The organism is Paenibacillus sp. FSL K6-1318, from assembly GCF_037976905.1.
In the GTDB taxonomy this organism is placed as follows: Bacteria; Bacillota; Bacilli; order Paenibacillales; family Paenibacillaceae; genus Paenibacillus; species Paenibacillus amylolyticus_A.
Genome location: NZ_CP150270.1, coordinates 3,444,931 through 3,463,412, shown reverse-complemented (window position 1 = coordinate 3,463,412; position 18,482 = coordinate 3,444,931). Strand labels below are relative to the sequence as shown.

14 protein-coding genes are annotated in these 18,482 nt (G+C 43.7%); 6 read left to right on the top strand and 8 right to left on the bottom strand.

Annotation, left to right across the window (positions count from 1 at the left end):
- The first annotated feature begins 80 nt into the window (after positions 1-80).
- From NYE45_RS15270 to NYE45_RS15260, 3 genes are read left to right on the top strand one after another with little or no spacing between them, the layout of a single operon-like run.
- Entirely contained in the window at positions 81-827 is a 747-nt protein-coding gene (locus NYE45_RS15270; RefSeq protein ID WP_062834562.1) for a metal ABC transporter ATP-binding protein, read from the top strand.
- A gap of 1 nt (position 828) precedes the next feature.
- On the top strand, positions 829-1,662 hold the full coding sequence (locus tag NYE45_RS15265; RefSeq protein ID WP_062836048.1) for a metal ABC transporter permease: 834 nt from the start codon (positions 829-831) through the stop codon (positions 1,660-1,662).
- On the top strand, positions 1,659-2,591 hold the full coding sequence (locus NYE45_RS15260; RefSeq protein WP_062834561.1) for a metal ABC transporter substrate-binding protein: 933 nt from the start codon (positions 1,659-1,661) through the stop codon (positions 2,589-2,591). The genes NYE45_RS15265 and NYE45_RS15260 overlap by 4 nt, the downstream gene beginning before the upstream one ends.
- 54 nt (positions 2,592-2,645) lie before the next feature.
- Here the strand turns inward: NYE45_RS15260 and NYE45_RS15255 are convergent, their stop codons facing one another.
- The 3 genes from NYE45_RS15255 to NYE45_RS15245 form a co-directional block, all read right to left on the bottom strand.
- Positions 2,646-3,641 (bottom strand): alpha/beta hydrolase, encoded by a 996-nt coding sequence (locus NYE45_RS15255; protein ID WP_340012963.1) that lies wholly within the window; start codon positions 3,639-3,641, stop codon positions 2,646-2,648.
- A gap of 161 nt (positions 3,642-3,802) precedes the next feature.
- Positions 3,803-5,101 carry an NCS2 family permease gene (locus tag NYE45_RS15250; RefSeq protein ID WP_264926441.1) on the bottom strand — a complete coding sequence of 433 codons (1,299 nt, stop codon included), beginning with the start codon at positions 5,099-5,101 and terminating at the stop codon, positions 3,803-3,805.
- 343 nt (positions 5,102-5,444) lie between these two features.
- A complete protein-coding gene (locus NYE45_RS15245) occupies positions 5,445-5,573 on the bottom strand; it encodes a DUF6254 family protein (protein WP_222126790.1) in 129 nt (42 codons plus the stop codon).
- Positions 5,574-5,754: 181 nt separating this feature from the next.
- Between NYE45_RS15245 and NYE45_RS15240 the strand changes: the two genes are divergently transcribed.
- The gene (locus NYE45_RS15240; RefSeq protein WP_340012961.1) at positions 5,755-6,606 is read left to right on the top strand and encodes an aldo/keto reductase; all 852 of its coding nucleotides are present in this window, start codon (positions 5,755-5,757) and stop codon (positions 6,604-6,606) included.
- A gap of 121 nt (positions 6,607-6,727) precedes the next feature.
- Here the strand turns inward: NYE45_RS15240 and NYE45_RS15235 are convergent, their stop codons facing one another.
- The 4 genes from NYE45_RS15235 to NYE45_RS15220 are packed head-to-tail and all read right to left on the bottom strand — an operon-like array spanning position 6,728 to position 13,007.
- Positions 6,728-7,768 carry a carbohydrate binding domain-containing protein gene (locus NYE45_RS15235; protein ID WP_340012959.1) on the bottom strand — a complete coding sequence of 347 codons (1,041 nt, stop codon included), beginning with the start codon at positions 7,766-7,768 and terminating at the stop codon, positions 6,728-6,730.
- 12 nt (positions 7,769-7,780) lie between these two features.
- The gene (locus tag NYE45_RS15230) at positions 7,781-11,182 is read right to left on the bottom strand and encodes an S-layer homology domain-containing protein (protein ID WP_340012958.1); all 3,402 of its coding nucleotides are present in this window, start codon (positions 11,180-11,182) and stop codon (positions 7,781-7,783) included.
- 46 nt (positions 11,183-11,228) lie between these two features.
- Complete coding sequence (locus NYE45_RS15225) at positions 11,229-12,107, bottom strand: carbohydrate ABC transporter permease (RefSeq protein WP_340012956.1); 879 nt, start codon at positions 12,105-12,107, stop codon at positions 11,229-11,231.
- A gap of 15 nt (positions 12,108-12,122) precedes the next feature.
- Entirely contained in the window at positions 12,123-13,007 is an 885-nt protein-coding gene (locus NYE45_RS15220; protein WP_340017376.1) for an ABC transporter permease subunit, read from the bottom strand.
- Positions 13,008-13,219: 212 nt separating this feature from the next.
- Between NYE45_RS15220 and NYE45_RS15215 the strand changes: the two genes are divergently transcribed.
- Positions 13,220-14,929 carry a sensor histidine kinase gene (locus NYE45_RS15215; protein ID WP_340012955.1) on the top strand — a complete coding sequence of 570 codons (1,710 nt, stop codon included), beginning with the start codon at positions 13,220-13,222 and terminating at the stop codon, positions 14,927-14,929.
- A gap of 11 nt (positions 14,930-14,940) precedes the next feature.
- Positions 14,941-16,581, top strand: coding sequence for a response regulator (locus NYE45_RS15210; protein ID WP_340012954.1), 1,641 nt, complete (start codon positions 14,941-14,943; stop codon positions 16,579-16,581).
- 168 nt (positions 16,582-16,749) lie between these two features.
- On the opposite strand, the gene NYE45_RS15205 is transcribed toward NYE45_RS15210, so the two are convergent.
- A complete protein-coding gene (locus tag NYE45_RS15205; RefSeq protein ID WP_340012953.1) occupies positions 16,750-18,438 on the bottom strand; it encodes an extracellular solute-binding protein in 1,689 nt (562 codons plus the stop codon).
- Positions 18,439-18,482 lie beyond the last annotated feature (44 nt).

The following is an 18,482-nucleotide window of genomic DNA, read 5'->3' as shown; positions in this document are numbered from 1 at the left end:
AACAAACTAGCGCTTGCGAATGTTTTTTATACTAAGGAAATATATTTTAATAGAGTCAACGTTTGAAGGGGCGAAGAACCATGATACAAATCAGTCAACTGAATGTGGATTACTTTGGTAATCCTGCGCTTCAAAATGTAGATATCGATATTCCACTCGGATTCACGATCGGCATTATTGGACCTAATGGAGCGGGAAAATCGACGTTCATCAAATCTTTATTGGGCGTCATCAAGAAACGCACGGGTAACGTTACCGTTAACGGCACCGCGATTGCTCAGGAAAAAAAGAACATCGCATATGTACCACAGAAAAGCGATGTTGATCTGACTTTTCCCATCACGGTACGGGACACGATCCTGACAGGAACGTACCCTAAGCTGAAGCTTTTTCAAAGACCGGGAAAAAAAGAAAAAGCCTACGTGGACCACTGTATGGAACTGGTGGATATCGCTGATCTGGCGAACAAACAAATCAGCAACCTCTCCGGGGGACAACTGCAACGGGTATTCATTGCAAGGGCGCTTGCCCAGCAGGCAGATATCTTCTTTCTGGATGAACCCTTTGTAGGTATTGACCTCGTGAGCGAAAGAATCATCGTGGATCTGCTGAAGAATCTTCGGGAGCAAGGAAAAACAATCTTAATTGTTCACCATGACTTGCATGAGGTTGAAGAGTATTTTGACAAGATCATCATTCTCAACAAAAAACTGGTTGCTTTTGGAGACGTATCTAGCACGTTTACAACAGAGAACATACAAGCCGCATATGGATCATCTCTAGGTAATATCCAGATTAAAGGGTTGGGAGATGTTCAGAATGATTAACATGTTGTCAACGTGGCTTGATATTCCGGTGTATGCACTGAACGCAGGTCTATCTGCGATAATATTGGGGATTGTATCAGGGGTACTCGGCAGCTTCATCGTGCTTCGGAAAATGTCGTTGATGGGTGATGCGTTGTCACACGCTGTTTTGCCTGGAGTAGCCATATCCTACATCTTGGGAATCAACGTACTGCTCGGCGCGTCAGTGTTCGGACTCATTGCAGCGATTCTGATTCAATTTATCACCAACCGCAGCACGATTAAAAGCGATACGTCCATCGGCATTGTTTTGAGCTCATTCTTCGCATTAGGCATCGTTCTCATTACGTTTGCGAAAAGTGGTCTGGATTTAACACATATTCTGTTCGGTAACATTTTGGCGGTTCCGCAGTCAGAATTGGCGCAGTCCTTTATCATCATGCTTGCCGTAATCGCTGTCGTATCCTTGTTCTACAAGGAGTTGTTGATCAGTTCGTTCGATCCGGTCGTGTCCAAAGCGTATGGATTGAACACCAACTTTTATCATTATTTGCTCATGCTTCTGCTCTCTGTCGTTACCGTCTCTTCCCTGTCCCAAGTGGGGATTGTACTGGTCATTGCGATGCTTGTTATACCGGCAGCGACCTCCTATCTATGGACTAACAAATTGCTTCACATGATCATCTTTGCTTCGATCTACGGAGCAGTATCCGGAGTCGTTGGCGTAATACTTAGTTTCGAATTCAACCTGCCGACGAGTGCAACGATTGTGCTTGTTGGTGTGAGTGGTTTCGCCATTTCGTTTATTCTGTCTCCGAAAAACAACTTTTTTAAGAAAGGATTGAAAGCACAATGAAAAAACAAATGATTGGTGTTTTTATTGCCCTTATGGTTATTCTATCTGCGTGTTCCGATACAACATCCAATAGCACGGAGGCATCGACCACTCCAGAGGATAAATTAAAGATTGTAGCTACATATTCCGTTATTGCGGATATGGTAGAGAATGTTGCAGGTGACAAAGCCGAAGTATACAGCATGGTTCCCATTGGAACCGATCCGCACATGTATGACCCTTTGCCACAAGATACTAAGAAAATATCAGAGGCCGATCTGGTCTTCTATAACGGACTTAACCTTGAAACGGGAAAAGGCTGGTTCCAGGATCTCCTGAAGGTTACTAACAAAACGGACGCTGCGTTCGTAGTTTCGGAAGAAGTAACACCGATGTATCTTAGCGAAGCAGGCAAAGAAACGCAGGAAGATCCACACGCTTGGCTGGACATTCAAAACGGAATTAAATATGTGGACATCATTACGAAGCGTATCATTGAGAAAGATCCGGAAAATGAGCAGTATTATTTGGACAACCAAGCTGCCTATGTTACCAAATTAGAGGAAGCCGATCAGTATGCCAAAGATCAAATTGCCAAAGTTCCCGCGGATAAGCGGATTCTGGTAACAAGTGAAGGTGCATTCAAGTATTTCTCCAAGGCTTACGGCTTTGAAGCGGCATATATTTGGGAAATCAATACGGATAGCCAAGGTACGCCTGATCAGATGAACCGAATTATTGATATTATCAGAACAAACCAGATTCCAGCTCTGTTTGTAGAAACCAGCGTTAATCCCAAAACGATGGAGACGGTATCTACTGAGACAGGCGCCCCTATTCACTCAAAAATCTTCACAGACTCCCTCGCCAAAAAAGGCGAAGACGGAGACACATACATCACCATGGTCAAATGGAACATCGACAAAGTAACAGAAGGCTTGTCGCAGTAAACAAAAAAACGGGTCACCTTGTGGTGACTCGTTTTTCTATATTTTTTATTAAAATTAATTACGATTCGGTTGAATTTGTTTCATGTAAGATTTGAATTCCTCGGCGATTTCTTTGAATTTCGTATGATGCAGGTAATGCGATCCCTCCATTGGGATCATTTTGCCCTGTGCCGATTGTTTCACTAGATCTTCATGTAGTGGAATCCACTGTGGATTGTGTTCGTTATTGGATTGTACAAAGAGAAGCATCGGCAGATCACGAGGATAAGTGAGTTTTTCTCCATTTTTGAAATTGGAACCCAGGTGTTTAAGCTCATCGATCAGTGTCGGATTCGTCGAGACTTGATTCGCGATCAACTTCATCTGTTCTTTGGTATGTTCATCGTATGCAAGTGATTTATAGGAATCTCCGCTCACTTTTTGAAGCACTCTCATTAGACCTGATTTTTGAAGGAACTTCATTAAGTTTAAAGGTAATTTAACATCCATGCCGGGTTGATTTGGAACACTGCTATCGATTCCGACAAATGCAGAAACTTCATCCGGATACGTGTTCACATAAGTCGCCGCGTATAGTCCCGTGATGGAATGCCCCATCAGAATATAACGGTCAATTCCGAGCTGCTGTACAGCTTCATGAATTTCGCTGACGATATTCTCCGTTGTTCTCTCCGTCTCGGTTTCGTCACTTAATCCATAACCGAAAGGCTCGATCGCCACAACTTTATAATCAGAAGTTAATTCATCAATTAACAATTTGAAATCAAGTACGGGTGACGGGGTTCCTTGTCCAGGCAAAAGCACAATGGTTTGTTCCCCGCTGCCTTGAATGGACACATTCATATTTTTCCCATCAACGTTGACATATTGGCCATACGATTCAATTTTCTTTTTCTCGATCCCATTACTGATGGTATGAACGACAAACGTAATGCCCATGAATAGCACCAGCGCGCCGACAATACCACCCATTATTTTTAACCATAAGTTCCGTTTTTTACGGCCCTTAGTCCCCGTTGTTGTTATATCTACTGTTTTTGCCACATCCATCTTCTCCTGTCTTTATATCTGTAGAGCCGCTCTTGCGACATAGGTATAGTGTAACCATGGAAGATGTACCCTTCGTGACGGGAATATGAACGGAGTATGAACTGCAAAAAAAAGAGAACTGCTTCTTAGAGCAGTTCTCTTTATGAAATGGCCGTTTCTTCTTAGTGGTCCAGGAATACAAGCTGAATGAAGAACAATACCGCAAAAATATAGAATATGGGATGAACATCTTTACCTTTTCCACGAAGCAGCTTGAGTACCGGATAGAAGATGAAGCCTACGCCGATACCTGTCGCAATACTATGCGTCAACGGAGTAAGGATAATAATCAGGAAGGCCGGAAATGCTTCTTCAAGATCATCCCATTTAATTTTGCTGATAACGTTAATCATGAAGTACCCAACAATGATCAGTGCCGGAGAAGTAATCGCCGGAATGCTTGAAATTACACTTACGATCGGTGTGAAGAACAACGTCAGCGCAAGCAGCACACTTACCGTTACCGCCGTCAGTCCCGTTCTACCCCCTGCAGCTACCCCTGTGCTGGATTCGATGTAAGCCGATGTTGGGCTTGTTCCGAGCAAAGCACCGCTGGTTGTTCCTACGGCATCTGCCAATAGTGCGCCACGCGAGCGTGGAAATTTACCTTCCTTCAGCAATCCTGCTTGTTCAGCAACGCCGAGCATCGTGCCCGTCGTATCAAACAGCGTGATCAGCAGGAACGTAAATATGATCGTATACAAGCCATTCGAGAATACGCCTGCGAGATCCAGTTGCAGAGCCGTTGACGCGAGGCCTTGCGGCATGGATACAATCGATTCCGGCATTTGGAATAGTCCCATGATCCAGGCAAGTATCGCTGTAACGACCATGCCGATGAACAGGTAACCTTTCACATTATAAGCCATCAGCACAACGGTGATAATCAATCCGATAATGGTCAGATAAGTCATTGGCTCTGCCAAGTTCCCGATCGTAATCAAATTCGATTCTGAATCGGCAATAATGCCGGCATTTTGCAGACCTACCGTTGTAATAAACAATCCGATCCCTGCTGTTATTGCATGTTTTAGACTTGCGGGAATTGCATCAAGCAACATGTAACGGAATGAAGTAAGCGATAAAATAATAAACAAAATACCTGCTATAAATACAGCTCCCAGTGCAACCTGCCAAGACACGCCATATCCGGCAACTACACTATAGGCAAAGAATGCATTCAGACCCATACCCGGTGCGATGACGATCGGATAATTGGACCATAGCCCCATAATCAGAGTTCCCACAATACTTGCCAGTACCGTTGCTATGAATACTCCGTTAAAGTCCATGCCCGTACTGCTGAGTATTCCTGGGTTTACGATAACTATGTATACCATTGTGAAGAATGTTGTAACCCCTGCGATAATTTCTGTGGAAATGCTCGTGCCTCGTTCTTTAAGTTTGAACCAATTGTCCATGGTAAAGCCAGCCTCCAACCTTCAAATTGTGCTCCAAAGCTAAAAACAAAAAATCCTAATCTTCATATAGGATTGTAATATTATCGCTCCTATATTCGTCGTTAGGATTTAACAGCTAAGTCTAAACCAAAACTAAGGATACCCATATCTGTTTTAACCTGAAGTCCATTTCGTATTCTAATAAAAATAACATGTAATGTCAACGAATTAACGATTTGTTCACAGTTATTTACGAACTATATGGATATTCCAAGTGTTGTTCATTCGTTTTTAGAACGGGAAATCACATGTTATCTATAAAGGTAAAGAAAGACTGCCGGCATGTTCTCCGACAGTCTTTTGCTTAACTTGTAGTATGTTTCTCTTCATATTCGCTGGACAATTCTTTTAGCGATTTGATTTTACCATGGGGATGCTGTTCTTGCTTTCGTGACTTCCAGGCAGCTTCTTTTCGTTTCTTCTGGTTAGCCATAAAAGGTATCCTCCTCTGGAATTGAGATATATACTACTTCTTTATGATGTCATTCCTGAATAACTTTATTCTTCATGCATAGGTAATAAGAGAAATCGGCAAGCATATAAGACAAATTAGATATCGGTTCTGAGATCAGGAATGCAATAATATAGACATGCTATAACTGGAGGGAAAATACATGGAAAAAGTAACTTTAAATAATGGTGTTGAAATGCCGATCCTCGGCTTTGGTGTGTTTCAGATTGCAGATGCAAACGAGTGTGAACAAAGTGTTATAGATGCCCTATCGGCAGGTTACCGACTCATTGATACAGCCGCTTCTTATTTAAATGAGGAAGCCGTTGGTAGAGCCATTAAACGTAGCGGTGTGGCGAGAGAAGAATTATTTGTCACAACGAAACTTTGGGTTCAGGATACAGGTTATGAACGCACAAAATTAGCATTTGAGAAATCCTTGCAACGATTACAATTGGACTATTTGGATTTATATTTAATTCATCAACCTTTTGGAGACGTACATGGCTCTTGGCGTGCGATGGAGGAATTGTATCGTGAAGGAAAAGTACGTGCAATCGGAGTAAGTAACTTCCAGCCGGATCGTCTGATCGATTTGATTCTGCAAAACGAAGTAACTCCTGCTGTAAACCAAGTCGAAACGCATCCCTTCAACCAGCAGATCTTAACTGGACAATTCATGAAAGAAAATAATGTTCAGATCGAGTCTTGGGCACCTTTTGCTGAAGGGAAAAATGACTTGTTCCAGAATGAGGTACTGGTATCTATAGGTGAAAAGTACAACAAATCGGTCGCTCAGGTGGTTTTGCGCTGGTTGACCCAACGAGAAGTCGTTGTCATTCCAAAATCGGTTCGTAAAGATAGAATTATTGAAAACTTCAATATCTTTGATTTCGAATTAAGCCACGAGGATATCGAGTCGATTACTGCGCTAGATACTAAGCAAAGCCTGTTCTTCTCCCATAACGATCCTGAAATGGTGAAATGGATTAGTAATCGTAAACTGGATATCTAATTTCATGCTGTAATGATAAGCTATGAAGCCCAAAAAGCCGCCAATTGGCGGCTTTTCATGTATATCACAACAAGATTCAAATACAGTGTAAGCCTCTTTTTTATTTATCAGGAACAATAAGCTATTGGATAGGACCGAGTTTGATCAGGCTGACATTGGACAAGGTGATCATTGTGTTGCCATCTCCCACACCGCCGATGTTACCCAGATCAAATGAGATTCGAGCTTTTGGATAACTTTCTTCTGTAGCGTCAAATGTAAACGTATATTCCTGCTCTTCTGGAGTCAGATCAACTTGTTGTCCAAAGTAACCATGCCATTCATAATTTGATGCTGCATCAACCCATCCAATACCCAAGCCCAACTTTCTGGACTTCTCGGCTTTGGCTTTAAATGTAAGTTTGTACTTGAACCCCTTTTGGATGCCAAATCCTTCGTTGATAACCTGACGATTCCATGGATTCAATCCTACATTTCCAATCTTCGCTTGAAGTTGTTGATTGTTAACATGGATTTCAAGGTCTGCTGCATTACCATCCGCATGGGTAAACCAACCCTCAGTACCTTTGGAGAAATCCCCATTTGGAATAATATTGACATGAGCCGGTTGCCCTCCCCGATCTGCATTCGGGTTAACTTCATATAATTGTACATTACCGATGGAAATCTGATGATTCCCTGAGGATAGCGGGTAGCCTAACCCAAATGCAAGTATTGCTGCCGAATCCGCAGTGTCTCCCATGGTGAATGTATAAGCATACGACTTTTGATCTGCAGTTAATTCCACTTCTTTTTCCAGATACTTCACAAAGTCCCCTTCATGCTGTGAAAGAACCGCCTGCATGGATTTGGCACTCGAAGCCGATGCGTCGAAGGTAAGTCGATACGTTTTGTTTGCGCCAAGTTCAATCTGACCTTGTTGCAACAAGTCATCCCACCAATGCTCACTCGTACCTGGCAAGTTAATCTGCAGGCCTTTGCCTTCGATATATGAAGTTGTCAGATCATTAGGAATTAGCTCCCAATGATTCAGATCAGCTCCAAGCTCACCGTTCTGAACTTTGCTTTGTGAAATATCCATCCAGCGTGTGTTATAATTTGCCCCTTCAAAGTTCACATAATATGATTTGCCTGCTGTCAGCGCCGCCGCTGGGAAATACACTGTTTTGTATGCTTACCATCCTCCTGTGTCCCCCAGACTCACGTTCGATTGTGCAACGGCGGTACCTTGCTCATCCTGAATGCTCAACTTAACATTCGAGTCACTCTTGCCACTGGCTAACCGGGCAGATAGGGTGTAAAAACCATCTTGTGCTACATCAATTTTATATTGAAGCAAATCTCCCTGATCCATGTAGCTGACGTGTTTGCCTCCTTCAGTGGAGTCCTCGAGTTGCAAGCCTTGCATCATCCACGCTTCGGTTGCAGGTACATGGGCGTATCCATTCACTGAAAGAGGTTTTCCGCGTTTCATCAGACGAACATTGTCCACATATACCTTACCTTTGGAACTGCCAAATAAGAGTCTAAGCTCGGAATTTGCAATGGATGCTCCTTCACCAATGTTAATTTCTCCAGTATAGGTTCTCATCTCTTTGCTTAATGAAAGGTTCTGCCCTTGATAAACCTGTACCGAATGTCCATCACTGCTGACAACATCAATGTCCATGCTTCGCGGTGTATCTGCCTTAGCTTCAAAGGAGAAGCCATAGGTTGTATTTGCCTCCAGTTTCAACTCCGGTTGGTTCACGGAAACCTGCTGTGGATCACCATTCGTTTGAGTAACATCAACGACTAGCTGACGCTCCATAATCGGGAATTTCAAAAAGTTGTTCACACTAACCTTGGCTTCAGCGTTTTCCTGAACGCTGCTGGTCCAGAAACCTAGACGGTCCTTCCCTTGATCAAATGTGCCATTGTAGATAAAATTCCCATCAGGCAGCGTGGTACGTTCTACAGTTAGTGGGTCAGCCTCACCCAATTCAACCAGTCGAACATTGGCAAACCAAACGGTTTTATCATCGAGTCCCAAATTAAATTCAAATCTGGCGTTATTATCTGATCCATCCCTCATATTGAAGGTATACTCATAGGAGTTCCAATCTGTTGTGAGTGCAAAGGGATGGTCACCGGAGTAATTCGTCCAGCTTTTTTCGTATTGGTTCACCTTGGACATGATTGTACGGTTAGCAGATGCCTTCGCATCAAATTGTATTTTGTATTTTTTGTTTTTCTGGATGTACATCGGCATCTGAGTGAGTTGAATTGAATAGTTTTCAGTCCCCGATGCATCAATAGTAACTTGTGCTGCTTTACCTTTCTGCTCATCATTTACAACGTTGACACTGCCGGCTCCATCAGCATTTGTAATGAATTTCCACTGAAGAGGAACACCATTTTCACCAGAACCTTCTGAAAAATGATCATTATAGATTTGATTGCCATCGGTTTGTGGTTCACGCTGTTGAGCAGGCTCGATGGGATTTGTTGTTACATCAGGCCATGTGTCTAGATTTTTATAAGAATATACTCGCACAAAATCAACATTCATCTTTTCGGAAGTGAAGTTGCTTTCAGGTGAGCCCGGCCAGTCTCCTCCAACTGCCAGATTCAGAATCAGATAGAATGGACGATCAAATGGTGCAGGGAACGTGTAATACTCAGGTTGGCCCGCGGCCTTTGTTTGCCAGTTGGTCACTTCATGGTGTAGCTTTCCATCCACATAGAAGCGAATCATGCCCGGCAACCATTCAACCTGGAAATCATGATAATCGTCTGCAAAAGTTTCTCCCTTCGGAAGAGTGAGGCTTCCCTGATCGTGTCCGTGGGAACCGTCAGGTTTCACGCTGTCATAATGCAAAGTGCTATATACCTTGTTATTACTCTCTTTGCCACCAATTAACTCCATAATATCGATCTCTCCAGAGGCAGGCCATCCTCCATAATGTGCTTCGTCTGTTGGCATCATCCATATGGCAGGCCACATGCCTTTTTCTATAGGAAGCTTCGCACGTACCACCACTTTACCGTAGGTCCAGTCACCTTTTCCCATGGAGATCAATTTACCAGAGCTGTAATCTTTACCATTTTTCTGCCCTTTTTTCGCTTCAATCTGTAACACGCTTCGATTCTGATCTTTCGTAATACGAGTATTGTCTGGGCTGTAATATTGCAATTCATTGTTATAGACCAGCCCCGTATCCTGCACGGTCCATTTGGAAGAATCGATCACAGGTCCATCGAACTCATCATTCCAGACAAGTTCCCATTGATCATGCGGAATTGTTGTTGCCGGAATCGGCTTTTCACCCGCCGGATTACTTGGATTCGATGGTGTCGGTGGGGTTTGCCCCTCTGGAACAGATGGTATTGGATTGCTTGGTGCATTCGTTGAACCGCCAGGCTCTGATGAATTAGTTTGTTGCGCTTCACCCACCATGGCAGTGCGCAATCCAGGTTTTACTTTCTCACCGTTAATGACAACATCATTGGCATCCACACTCAATTTTTTAATTGTACCATTCGTATTGATCTGTGTCTGACTCGCTTCTGGGCGTATATTCATCGAATCGATCAAGCTATTCGAAGAAATTTCCAATATGGATTTCTGCATAACAAGCACCTCTTGAATGGCGTTTTCTTCTGTCATGGTAACTTTGACAGGCTTCCCGCGTTTATCAATCACCAATTGATTCAGCTTGGAGTTGCTGATGTTGATCGAATGACCGCCGCCTTTAACAATGACCTTTCCTGTAACGGTTACGCCTTGAAGCACAATAGACCCCTCACCTATTCCTTCAGCTAGTAGCAGATTTCCGTTGATGAACACATTTTTTAATGTGATGTCCGTGGATTTTAGTATTAAGTTTCCATCCACCTGGGACTCATATGTTCCGGGTGAACTTTTCACATCGGCAATCATCGCGGACAATAATTGTGCGGTCTCTGCTCTTGTAATCGGGGCTTTGGGAGTTAATTTCCCCTGGAAACCTTTTATAATATTTTCGTTCACCAGATAGGTAAGCGCTTTCTTGGAATAACTGGAAACATCATCTACATCCTGAAACTTCGATAGTTCACTATCTTCGTTCGTGGCCGTTGAAAGTTGAAAAGCTCGATCCACCATAACGGCTGCATCTTGGCGTGTAATCGGTTGATGTGGTGACAAATGTTCACGGTCTGTTCCTTCGATGATGCCAGAACCATTCGCTCGTACCATCACGTCATAGTACCAATCGTCTGAAGTCACATCCGCATATGAACCTGTCGCGGCATTACCGGCGAAACCAAAGGCCCGATCCAGAATCATAACGAATTCAGATCGGCTAATGACCTGACTGGGCTTAAATGTGCCATCCGTGTACCCTTTCAATAGATCCAAGTCTTGCAACCGTGTAACTGCAGATTGTGACCAATGCCCGCTCAGATCTTTATAAGAAACAGGGGAGTGCAGGCTTTTCGCCTGCACATTCCCCACCTCCCCTGAACCCTGTACGCTTTCAGCTCCAGCTGTTGCTGGATAAACGAGCGAAGCCATTAAACTCGAGACAACCAACCAGGCCAGTCCTCTTCTCATCTTACTTCCTCCCTCAGCTCAGTTATGCTTACATTGCATAGCCTACCTATTCCTTGACGGCTCCAATAACGATTCCTTTTACGAAGAAACGCTGCAAAAACGGGTAAACCATCAGAATCGGAAGAGCACCTATAAAGATCTGTGCTGCGCGTACAGTTCGCTGAGAGATATTCTCCAGCATGGATGGATCCACGTTGATTTTACTGAGGTCTTGCTGAACGATAATGGTCTGTAATAGAGAAGCAAGCGGATAATTTTTAATATCAGACATGTAGATCATCCCGTCGAACCAGGAGTTCCACTGATACACCATCGTAAATAAAGACAAGGTTGCGATCGCCGGGAGCGACAGTGGAACGTAGACCAGAATCAATGTTTTGATATGACCTGCTCCATCCAAATAGGCTGCTTCTTCAAGCTCTTTGGGCAAACCGCGAAAGAAATTCATCATGAGAATGACGTTCCACACCGACAGTGCTCCGGGCAGAATCAGTGCCCAGATTGTATTCATTAGACCAAGCTTCTGGATCAGAATGTAACTTGGAATTAAACCGCCGCTGAACAAAATGGTAAATACGAAAAACCACGTATATAAGGAGCGACCTTTGAAACTGATATCTTCTTTCGACAACGGAAATGCAGTGATGAGCATAATGACCATACCGAGAATCGTTGCAATGATAGTTCGTTTAAGAGATACCAGCAGCGAGTTAATGAAGTTGGAATTACCGAAGGTTTTCACGTAAGCATCCGTTGTGAAACCAATGGGCCATAAGGTGACCAAGTTCGATGAAGCTGGGGCCATACTGCTGAATGAAACGGCTAAAATATGAATAATAGGTAAAATGCAAAGTACTGATAATATGCCAAGAAAAGTATAGTTAGCGATGCTGAATATGCGGTATCCTTTTGTTTTATAATACAAGCCCTTTTCTCCTCTCTAGAAAACTCGATAATTGGCCAGTTTGTAAGCCATTCTGTACGATATAACAATCAAAATGGTAGCAACCACAGATTTGAACAACCCTACTGCTGTGGCAAAACTCATCTTCCCGTTCAGAATCCCCAGTCGATATACAAATGTGTCGATAATATCGCCTTTGTCATAGACAAGCGGATTGTACAGGTTGAATACCTGATCAAAACCGGCATTCAGGATGTTGCCGATGGAGAGTGTCATCAGTACAATCGTGATCGGCATCAATGCTGGAATTGTAATGTGCAGCGTCTGTTTAAAGCGATTGGCCCCATCCACTTCAGCCGCCTCGTAAAGCGCCGGATTAATGCCTGATAGAGAAGCCAGAAATACGATCGTACCAAAACCAAATTCTTTCCAGACATCGCTGACGATTAGCGTGATCCGGAACCATGTCCCATCACCAAGGAAAAAGATTGGCTCTCCTCCGAATGCTACGACAAGCTGATTCACCATGCCTCCTTGCGGAGACAGAATATCAAGCAAAATTCCGCCGAGGATAACCCACGATAGGAAATGCGGCAGATAGACGAGCGTTTGACTTACTCTTTTGAATGCCACCAAACGGACTTCATTCAACAAAATGGCAAACAAGAATGGAGCGAATAATCCTGCGATGATTTTGAAAAATGCAATGACTAGCGTATTCCAGATTACTTGGCCTACATCCGGATATAAAAACAAGTATCTAAAGTTGTCCCAACCTACCCATTTGGACTCCGAAAATCCCAGGTATGGCTTGAAATCCTGAAAAGCAATCACAATACCACCCATCGGTATGTACTGAAACACTATTGCCAGCAGTACCGCTGGAACGAGCATCATATGCAATGTCCAATTTCGTTGCATATTCCAGCGCTGCTTGACTCTGGTGGAGCGCCGTTTATGCGGCGTTTCTAACGTATGTTCCTTCACTCCTGCATCCCCCATGTTCTAAAATTTGTATTTTACAAGTCATCGTGAACTTGTATATTAAAATTATAGCAATGGTAATTTGCGATCTATATCCTAATATTGCAACAACGATATCACTATTTAAATGAGATTAAGGAGGTTGAACTTTGCTCACGCGCATGAATGTCTTTACCAAAATCACCTTGTTGTTTGTGATGCTGCATATTTTGGTATTGTTTCTCTACACCTACTCCAACCGGGAAAGCGTGCGAGTTATTGAACATGAGATTCAGAACAATACGATGAATCATCTATCGACATTTGCGGAATCAGTAGAATCTAACATTTACCAATTATCGCTATATGGGATGTCCATTGGACAAGATTCCAGTATTCAGGAATATCAACGCCCCGACTACAAAGATGTACCTTACGAACGTGTAAAAGTCGGAAGTGCCATTCTGGAGAAGATGAATCTGTACAACGCAGCAAGTAAATGGCATTCGACGATTACGCTATACTTCCCCCGGATGAAAAAAGTGATATCAACGGATTATTATGCTTACATCCCTTACAAGGATAACGAATTTACGGAGCCGCTTTCGCAGTCCTGGACCTATGCCGATCATCAATTCATCTGGTATACGACCGATCCAACGACTGCAATGGCGAAACCCGGCAAAGCTCGTTTAATTACCAAAATCAGTTTTCCGGCTCACCATTTAACTGCACTTCTGAATCAAAACAAGTTAAACAACAAAGGTGATCCGTTTATGTTCCATCCGGAATATGGTTTAATCAGTAATAGCTCTGGAAAGGATACATTAAATTCCATCCTGCCTTCTCTGAAAGAAGCAAATCTGAAAGCCAGTGGCGGATTCAGCACAACGTTGAACAAGACGGAATATTACGTCTCTTACATTCAATCCAAGAGCCTCGGCTGGTACTATGTTGACTATGTTCCCATGCAGCAAATACTAAAGCCGATTACGAGCAGCCGTAATCTCTTTTACGCTTCAATTGCCGTTCTGATCGTGATGAGCGTAGTTGTGTTGTATACACTCTATCGCAGTGTGCAGCTTCCACTCTTACAGTTAGTGAAAGGAACAAATCGTTTGTCTACCGGGGATTTTTCCGTTCGTCTGCATCATCCTGCGCGCAATGAATTCAGTCTTTTATTTGCTCGATTCAACATTATGGCTCAACGAATTCAAGAGTTAATCGAGAACGTATATGAGGAGAAATTAAGAAGTCGCGAAGCTACGCTAAAACAGCTGCAATCGCAGATTAACCCGCATTTTCTCTATAATTGTCTGTTTTACATCAAGAACATGGCCCGAATGAAAAATGAAAAGGCTGTGGTAGCCATGGCCCTGAATCTGGGAGAGTATTACCGATACATAACCAGGTCCGAAAAGGATCAAGCCACGCTTCGTGAAGAACTGACGATGGTCGAAAATTATTTGGAAATTCAGTCGCTTCGACTGGAACGGATGCATTTTACAATCGAAGTGCCCCATGATATTTTAGATAAAACGGTTCCCAGACTGACTCTGCAGCCTATCATTGAGAACGCTATCATTCATGGCTTGGAGCCCAAATCACAGAACGGTGAGATCAAAATTTATGCGGACTGCAAGGATGATGTATACACGATTACAGTGGAAGACAGCGGACTTGGCATGTCTGATGAACAACTTGAGGACTTGAAAAATAATCTTCACAAACCCCTTGATGAGAACATGGGTTGCGGTACCTGGAACGTCCATCAGCGTTTATCATTTCTGTATGGTGATGGATCAGGACTTACCTATGATCATTCTGCATTGGGTGGTGTAAAAGTTAACATCGTATGGCACGACAATACTAACAAGTAGGTGAAAGCCCCATGCTGCAAATATTACTGGTGGACGATGAACGTTCAGTTGTGGAGACCCTGTCAGAGACCATTCCGTGGGAAAGCTGCGGGATCGGCACGGTCCATGAAGCACTATCCGGCGCGGTAGCGTTGGAAATCATGGAAAACCACGACATTGACATTGTCATTACAGACATACGCATGCCCGAAATGTCGGGTATTGCACTTATTACAGCGATTCATGAAAAGTGGCCCCATGTACAAACGATCCTGTTATCAGGTCACGCAGATTTTGAATACGCAAAACAGGCTATTGCGCAGGAAAGCTTCGATTACTTGCTAAAACCGGTTAGCGATGAAGATCTCATCGAATCGGTCCAACGTCTCGTTCATCGAATTAAAGATAAATGGGAAGCTGCGGCTTCCCATCAGAGAGCCCTCCACGCCTTTCAGGATCATCTGCCGTTACTGCAATCCACGATGCTGCATGAGCTGCTGACAGGAAAAGTCTATGATCAGAAGACGCTGGAAAACAAGCTGGATCTGCTGGAGCTTCCCTACTTCGTTGGTGAGGATCTCGGCATGTTGATTATTCGCATGGAAGAGCACCTATCCGACATGGCTCATAGCGATCTTGCTCTGATGGAATATGCTATATGCAATATCATTAGTGAAGTGATGCATACTCATTTTCATATCTGGCACACCCGGGATGTTCACGATTACATTGTTGTTCTAGTTAGTATGAAACCTGCGACAACGATGAGTTTCAGCAGAAGCGAGACACCTCAGACGTTGCTTGAGCAGTATGCTGCCCAGATTCAAACCAACGTTCAGTTATACTTGAAAGGTGCAATCTCCATTTCTGTATCCAACTGGGGAAAGTCCCCTCATGAAATCGGAGAAATATATGAGCGCACGGTCATGTCCATGCGGAAACGGATGGGACAAGTTCAAGGCTTGTTTGTAACAGCCTCTGATGAGACGGAGACCAATCCCCTTCATACAATCAGGTCTCTCTATCAGCCGCCGACGTTGATCAGTCTTCTAGAAGCTGGACGCTTTGACGATGTGGGACGTAAAATCGAACATATTTTTGAAGAGTTGCTGCACTCGAATGAACATCATGATATTGCGGAGTTAACCATCGAAGTATATTTTGCTATCGCAGGCGCATTTACTTATATTATTCATAAAAATGGAAAACAGATATCCTCATTGATGCCAGCAGAATCCTATCGCTACTTCCAAGCTCCCAGCTATTCTACTGCACAGCAATTGCAGGAATGGTCCATGCGCACACTTGATTACATACGTGACGATGCGGAACAAGAGCTTAAAGACAATCACAGCACCATTGTGCGCAGTGTCAAAAGTTTTGTGGATATTCATCTGGCTGGTGATGTCTCGCTGCCTGCCATTGCTGATCACGTCCATCTGCATCCCGTATACTTGTCGAAGGTCTACAAGGCTGAGACAGGAGAAGCACTTACAGCCTATGTATACCGCTTGAGAATGGAGAAAGCATCATATCATTTGCGAACTTCAACAGCTAAAGTGTTCGAAATTGCTGAACTAGTGGGTTACAACAATACCGCATATTTCATTCGAGTATTCAAGAAATTTTATGATCTTACTCCGCAAGAATATCGGGAAAATCTGCCTGTTTAAGGGGGACCACAGACCAAATCCGACTTACAGGCAGGCTCCCCGTTACTCCATTTCTTATATTGCATAGCAAAAGGCATTGCCAGAGTTTATCTCCTGCAATGCCTTTTGGTTGCTTATGTGGCCGTGATCACCGTATCCATGATCGTGTGATCGTGACCCTGCCCAAGACTATTTTCCGCTTTTCACGGACTCATACCACTCGTTAACTTCTTTCGTAATCTGATCTCCGCCTGAAGACTTCCATTTCTCAACAAAGGAATCGAACGCATCCACAGAGGTTTTGCCATATACGATTTGAGAGAAGGTATCCTTCTCCATCTTCGTCAGAATATCATTATTCATCTGCATCGTCATTGAAGGTGCACCGGTAAACATCTGATTGAACACGATATCTTTTTGATCCAAAACAATCTTGGCTGCATCAAGCATAGGTATGGGTACACCTGATTTGATTTTCTTCTCGAACGGTGTAGTTGCTTCTTCACCGCTTGCCAGTTTCGCAAGTGTCGTCATGCTTAGATTGGGAATGCGTGCTCCATCAAACGTTAAGGTGTACTTCTCAGGAGCATAGCCGCCCGTAAGACTCGCATCAGTGGATGGTTTCCCATCGACCATTACCCAATCGTATCCTTCGGCAAATCCATGCTCGAATTCATCACCCTCTTTGGGGTTCGCATAGTGGTCAAAGAGATAGTTCTGATAAGTGAAAAAGGCTTCAGGATTCTTCATGTCTTTGTTAATCAAAATTACGCCATTTCCGTTTGACGTACCATGTCTGCCGGCTTGACCGTTTGGACCGGAAGGAATTGGATAGGCTTTGTATTCAGCCTCAGGATTGTTCTTCTTCACATCCTCCAATGGCCAGGATGGCATCCAGTGAGGACCTACCACAATACCTGCTTTTCCAGCAGTAAATTCTTCTGCAGCTTTCGTCTCGTCATATACGCCAGCTTCCTCCGGTATATATCCTTTGCTCATCCAGCTTTGTAATTTGGCCAAAGCCTGTTTCGCACCAGGAGTTACGGAACCATATTCAAGTTTTCCATCTTCCGTCAGATTCCACTGGTTCGGCATAGTGCCATATGCGCCAAAGACCCATCCAGCTTCTGACATCCATGTATTCAACCAGTTCTTGAAGCCGATAGTCAGCCCGTACGTATCCTGCTTCCCATTGCCATCGGGATCTTGGTTCGTAAACGTTTCCATGATGACTTCAAGATCATCTATGGTTTTAGGTGCTTCCAGGTTGAATTTCTTCATCCAGTCTTCACGTATCCACATCACAGGATCGCCATTATAGGCATAATCCAGAATCGGAATGCCGATTTTTTTGCCGTCTTGCATGTAGGGATACCATACGGAAGGATCTTCGTTTACGGCTTCTTTCCATGTGTCACTGGCATATTGGTCAAACAACTCTCCAGCATCGACAAATTTCCCGGACTCAATCAATTCACGCACCAGATTGAATTCGCCGCGATACGAAATAATATCTGGCATGTCTGCGTTGGAAGCCAGCGATAGACGCAGTTTGGTCTCAAATGCATTGTTGGTCGATGGAGATATCCATTGGTTTTTCAGCTCGATTCCGAGCTTCTCCTTCGCCCATTGCGTATGCACATTATTATCCTGATCCTCACCTGGCTTAAACTTCACATCTGGACCCCATGGTCTCAGGTATGTAATAGACACCGGCGGATCGTATTTCCCATTTTTGAGTTCCAACGTTGTCGCTGGTGTGCTTGATTCTTCTGGCTTATCGCTCCCGCCGCTGCTGCATCCACTCAAGGCTGCTGATAGGGCCAGTACACCGATCATAACCAAACTGCCTACTCGTCTCTTTTTACTTGTGTCCAACTTCGTTCCCCCAGTCTATGTAATGTTGCTTACAGGTTAATCAT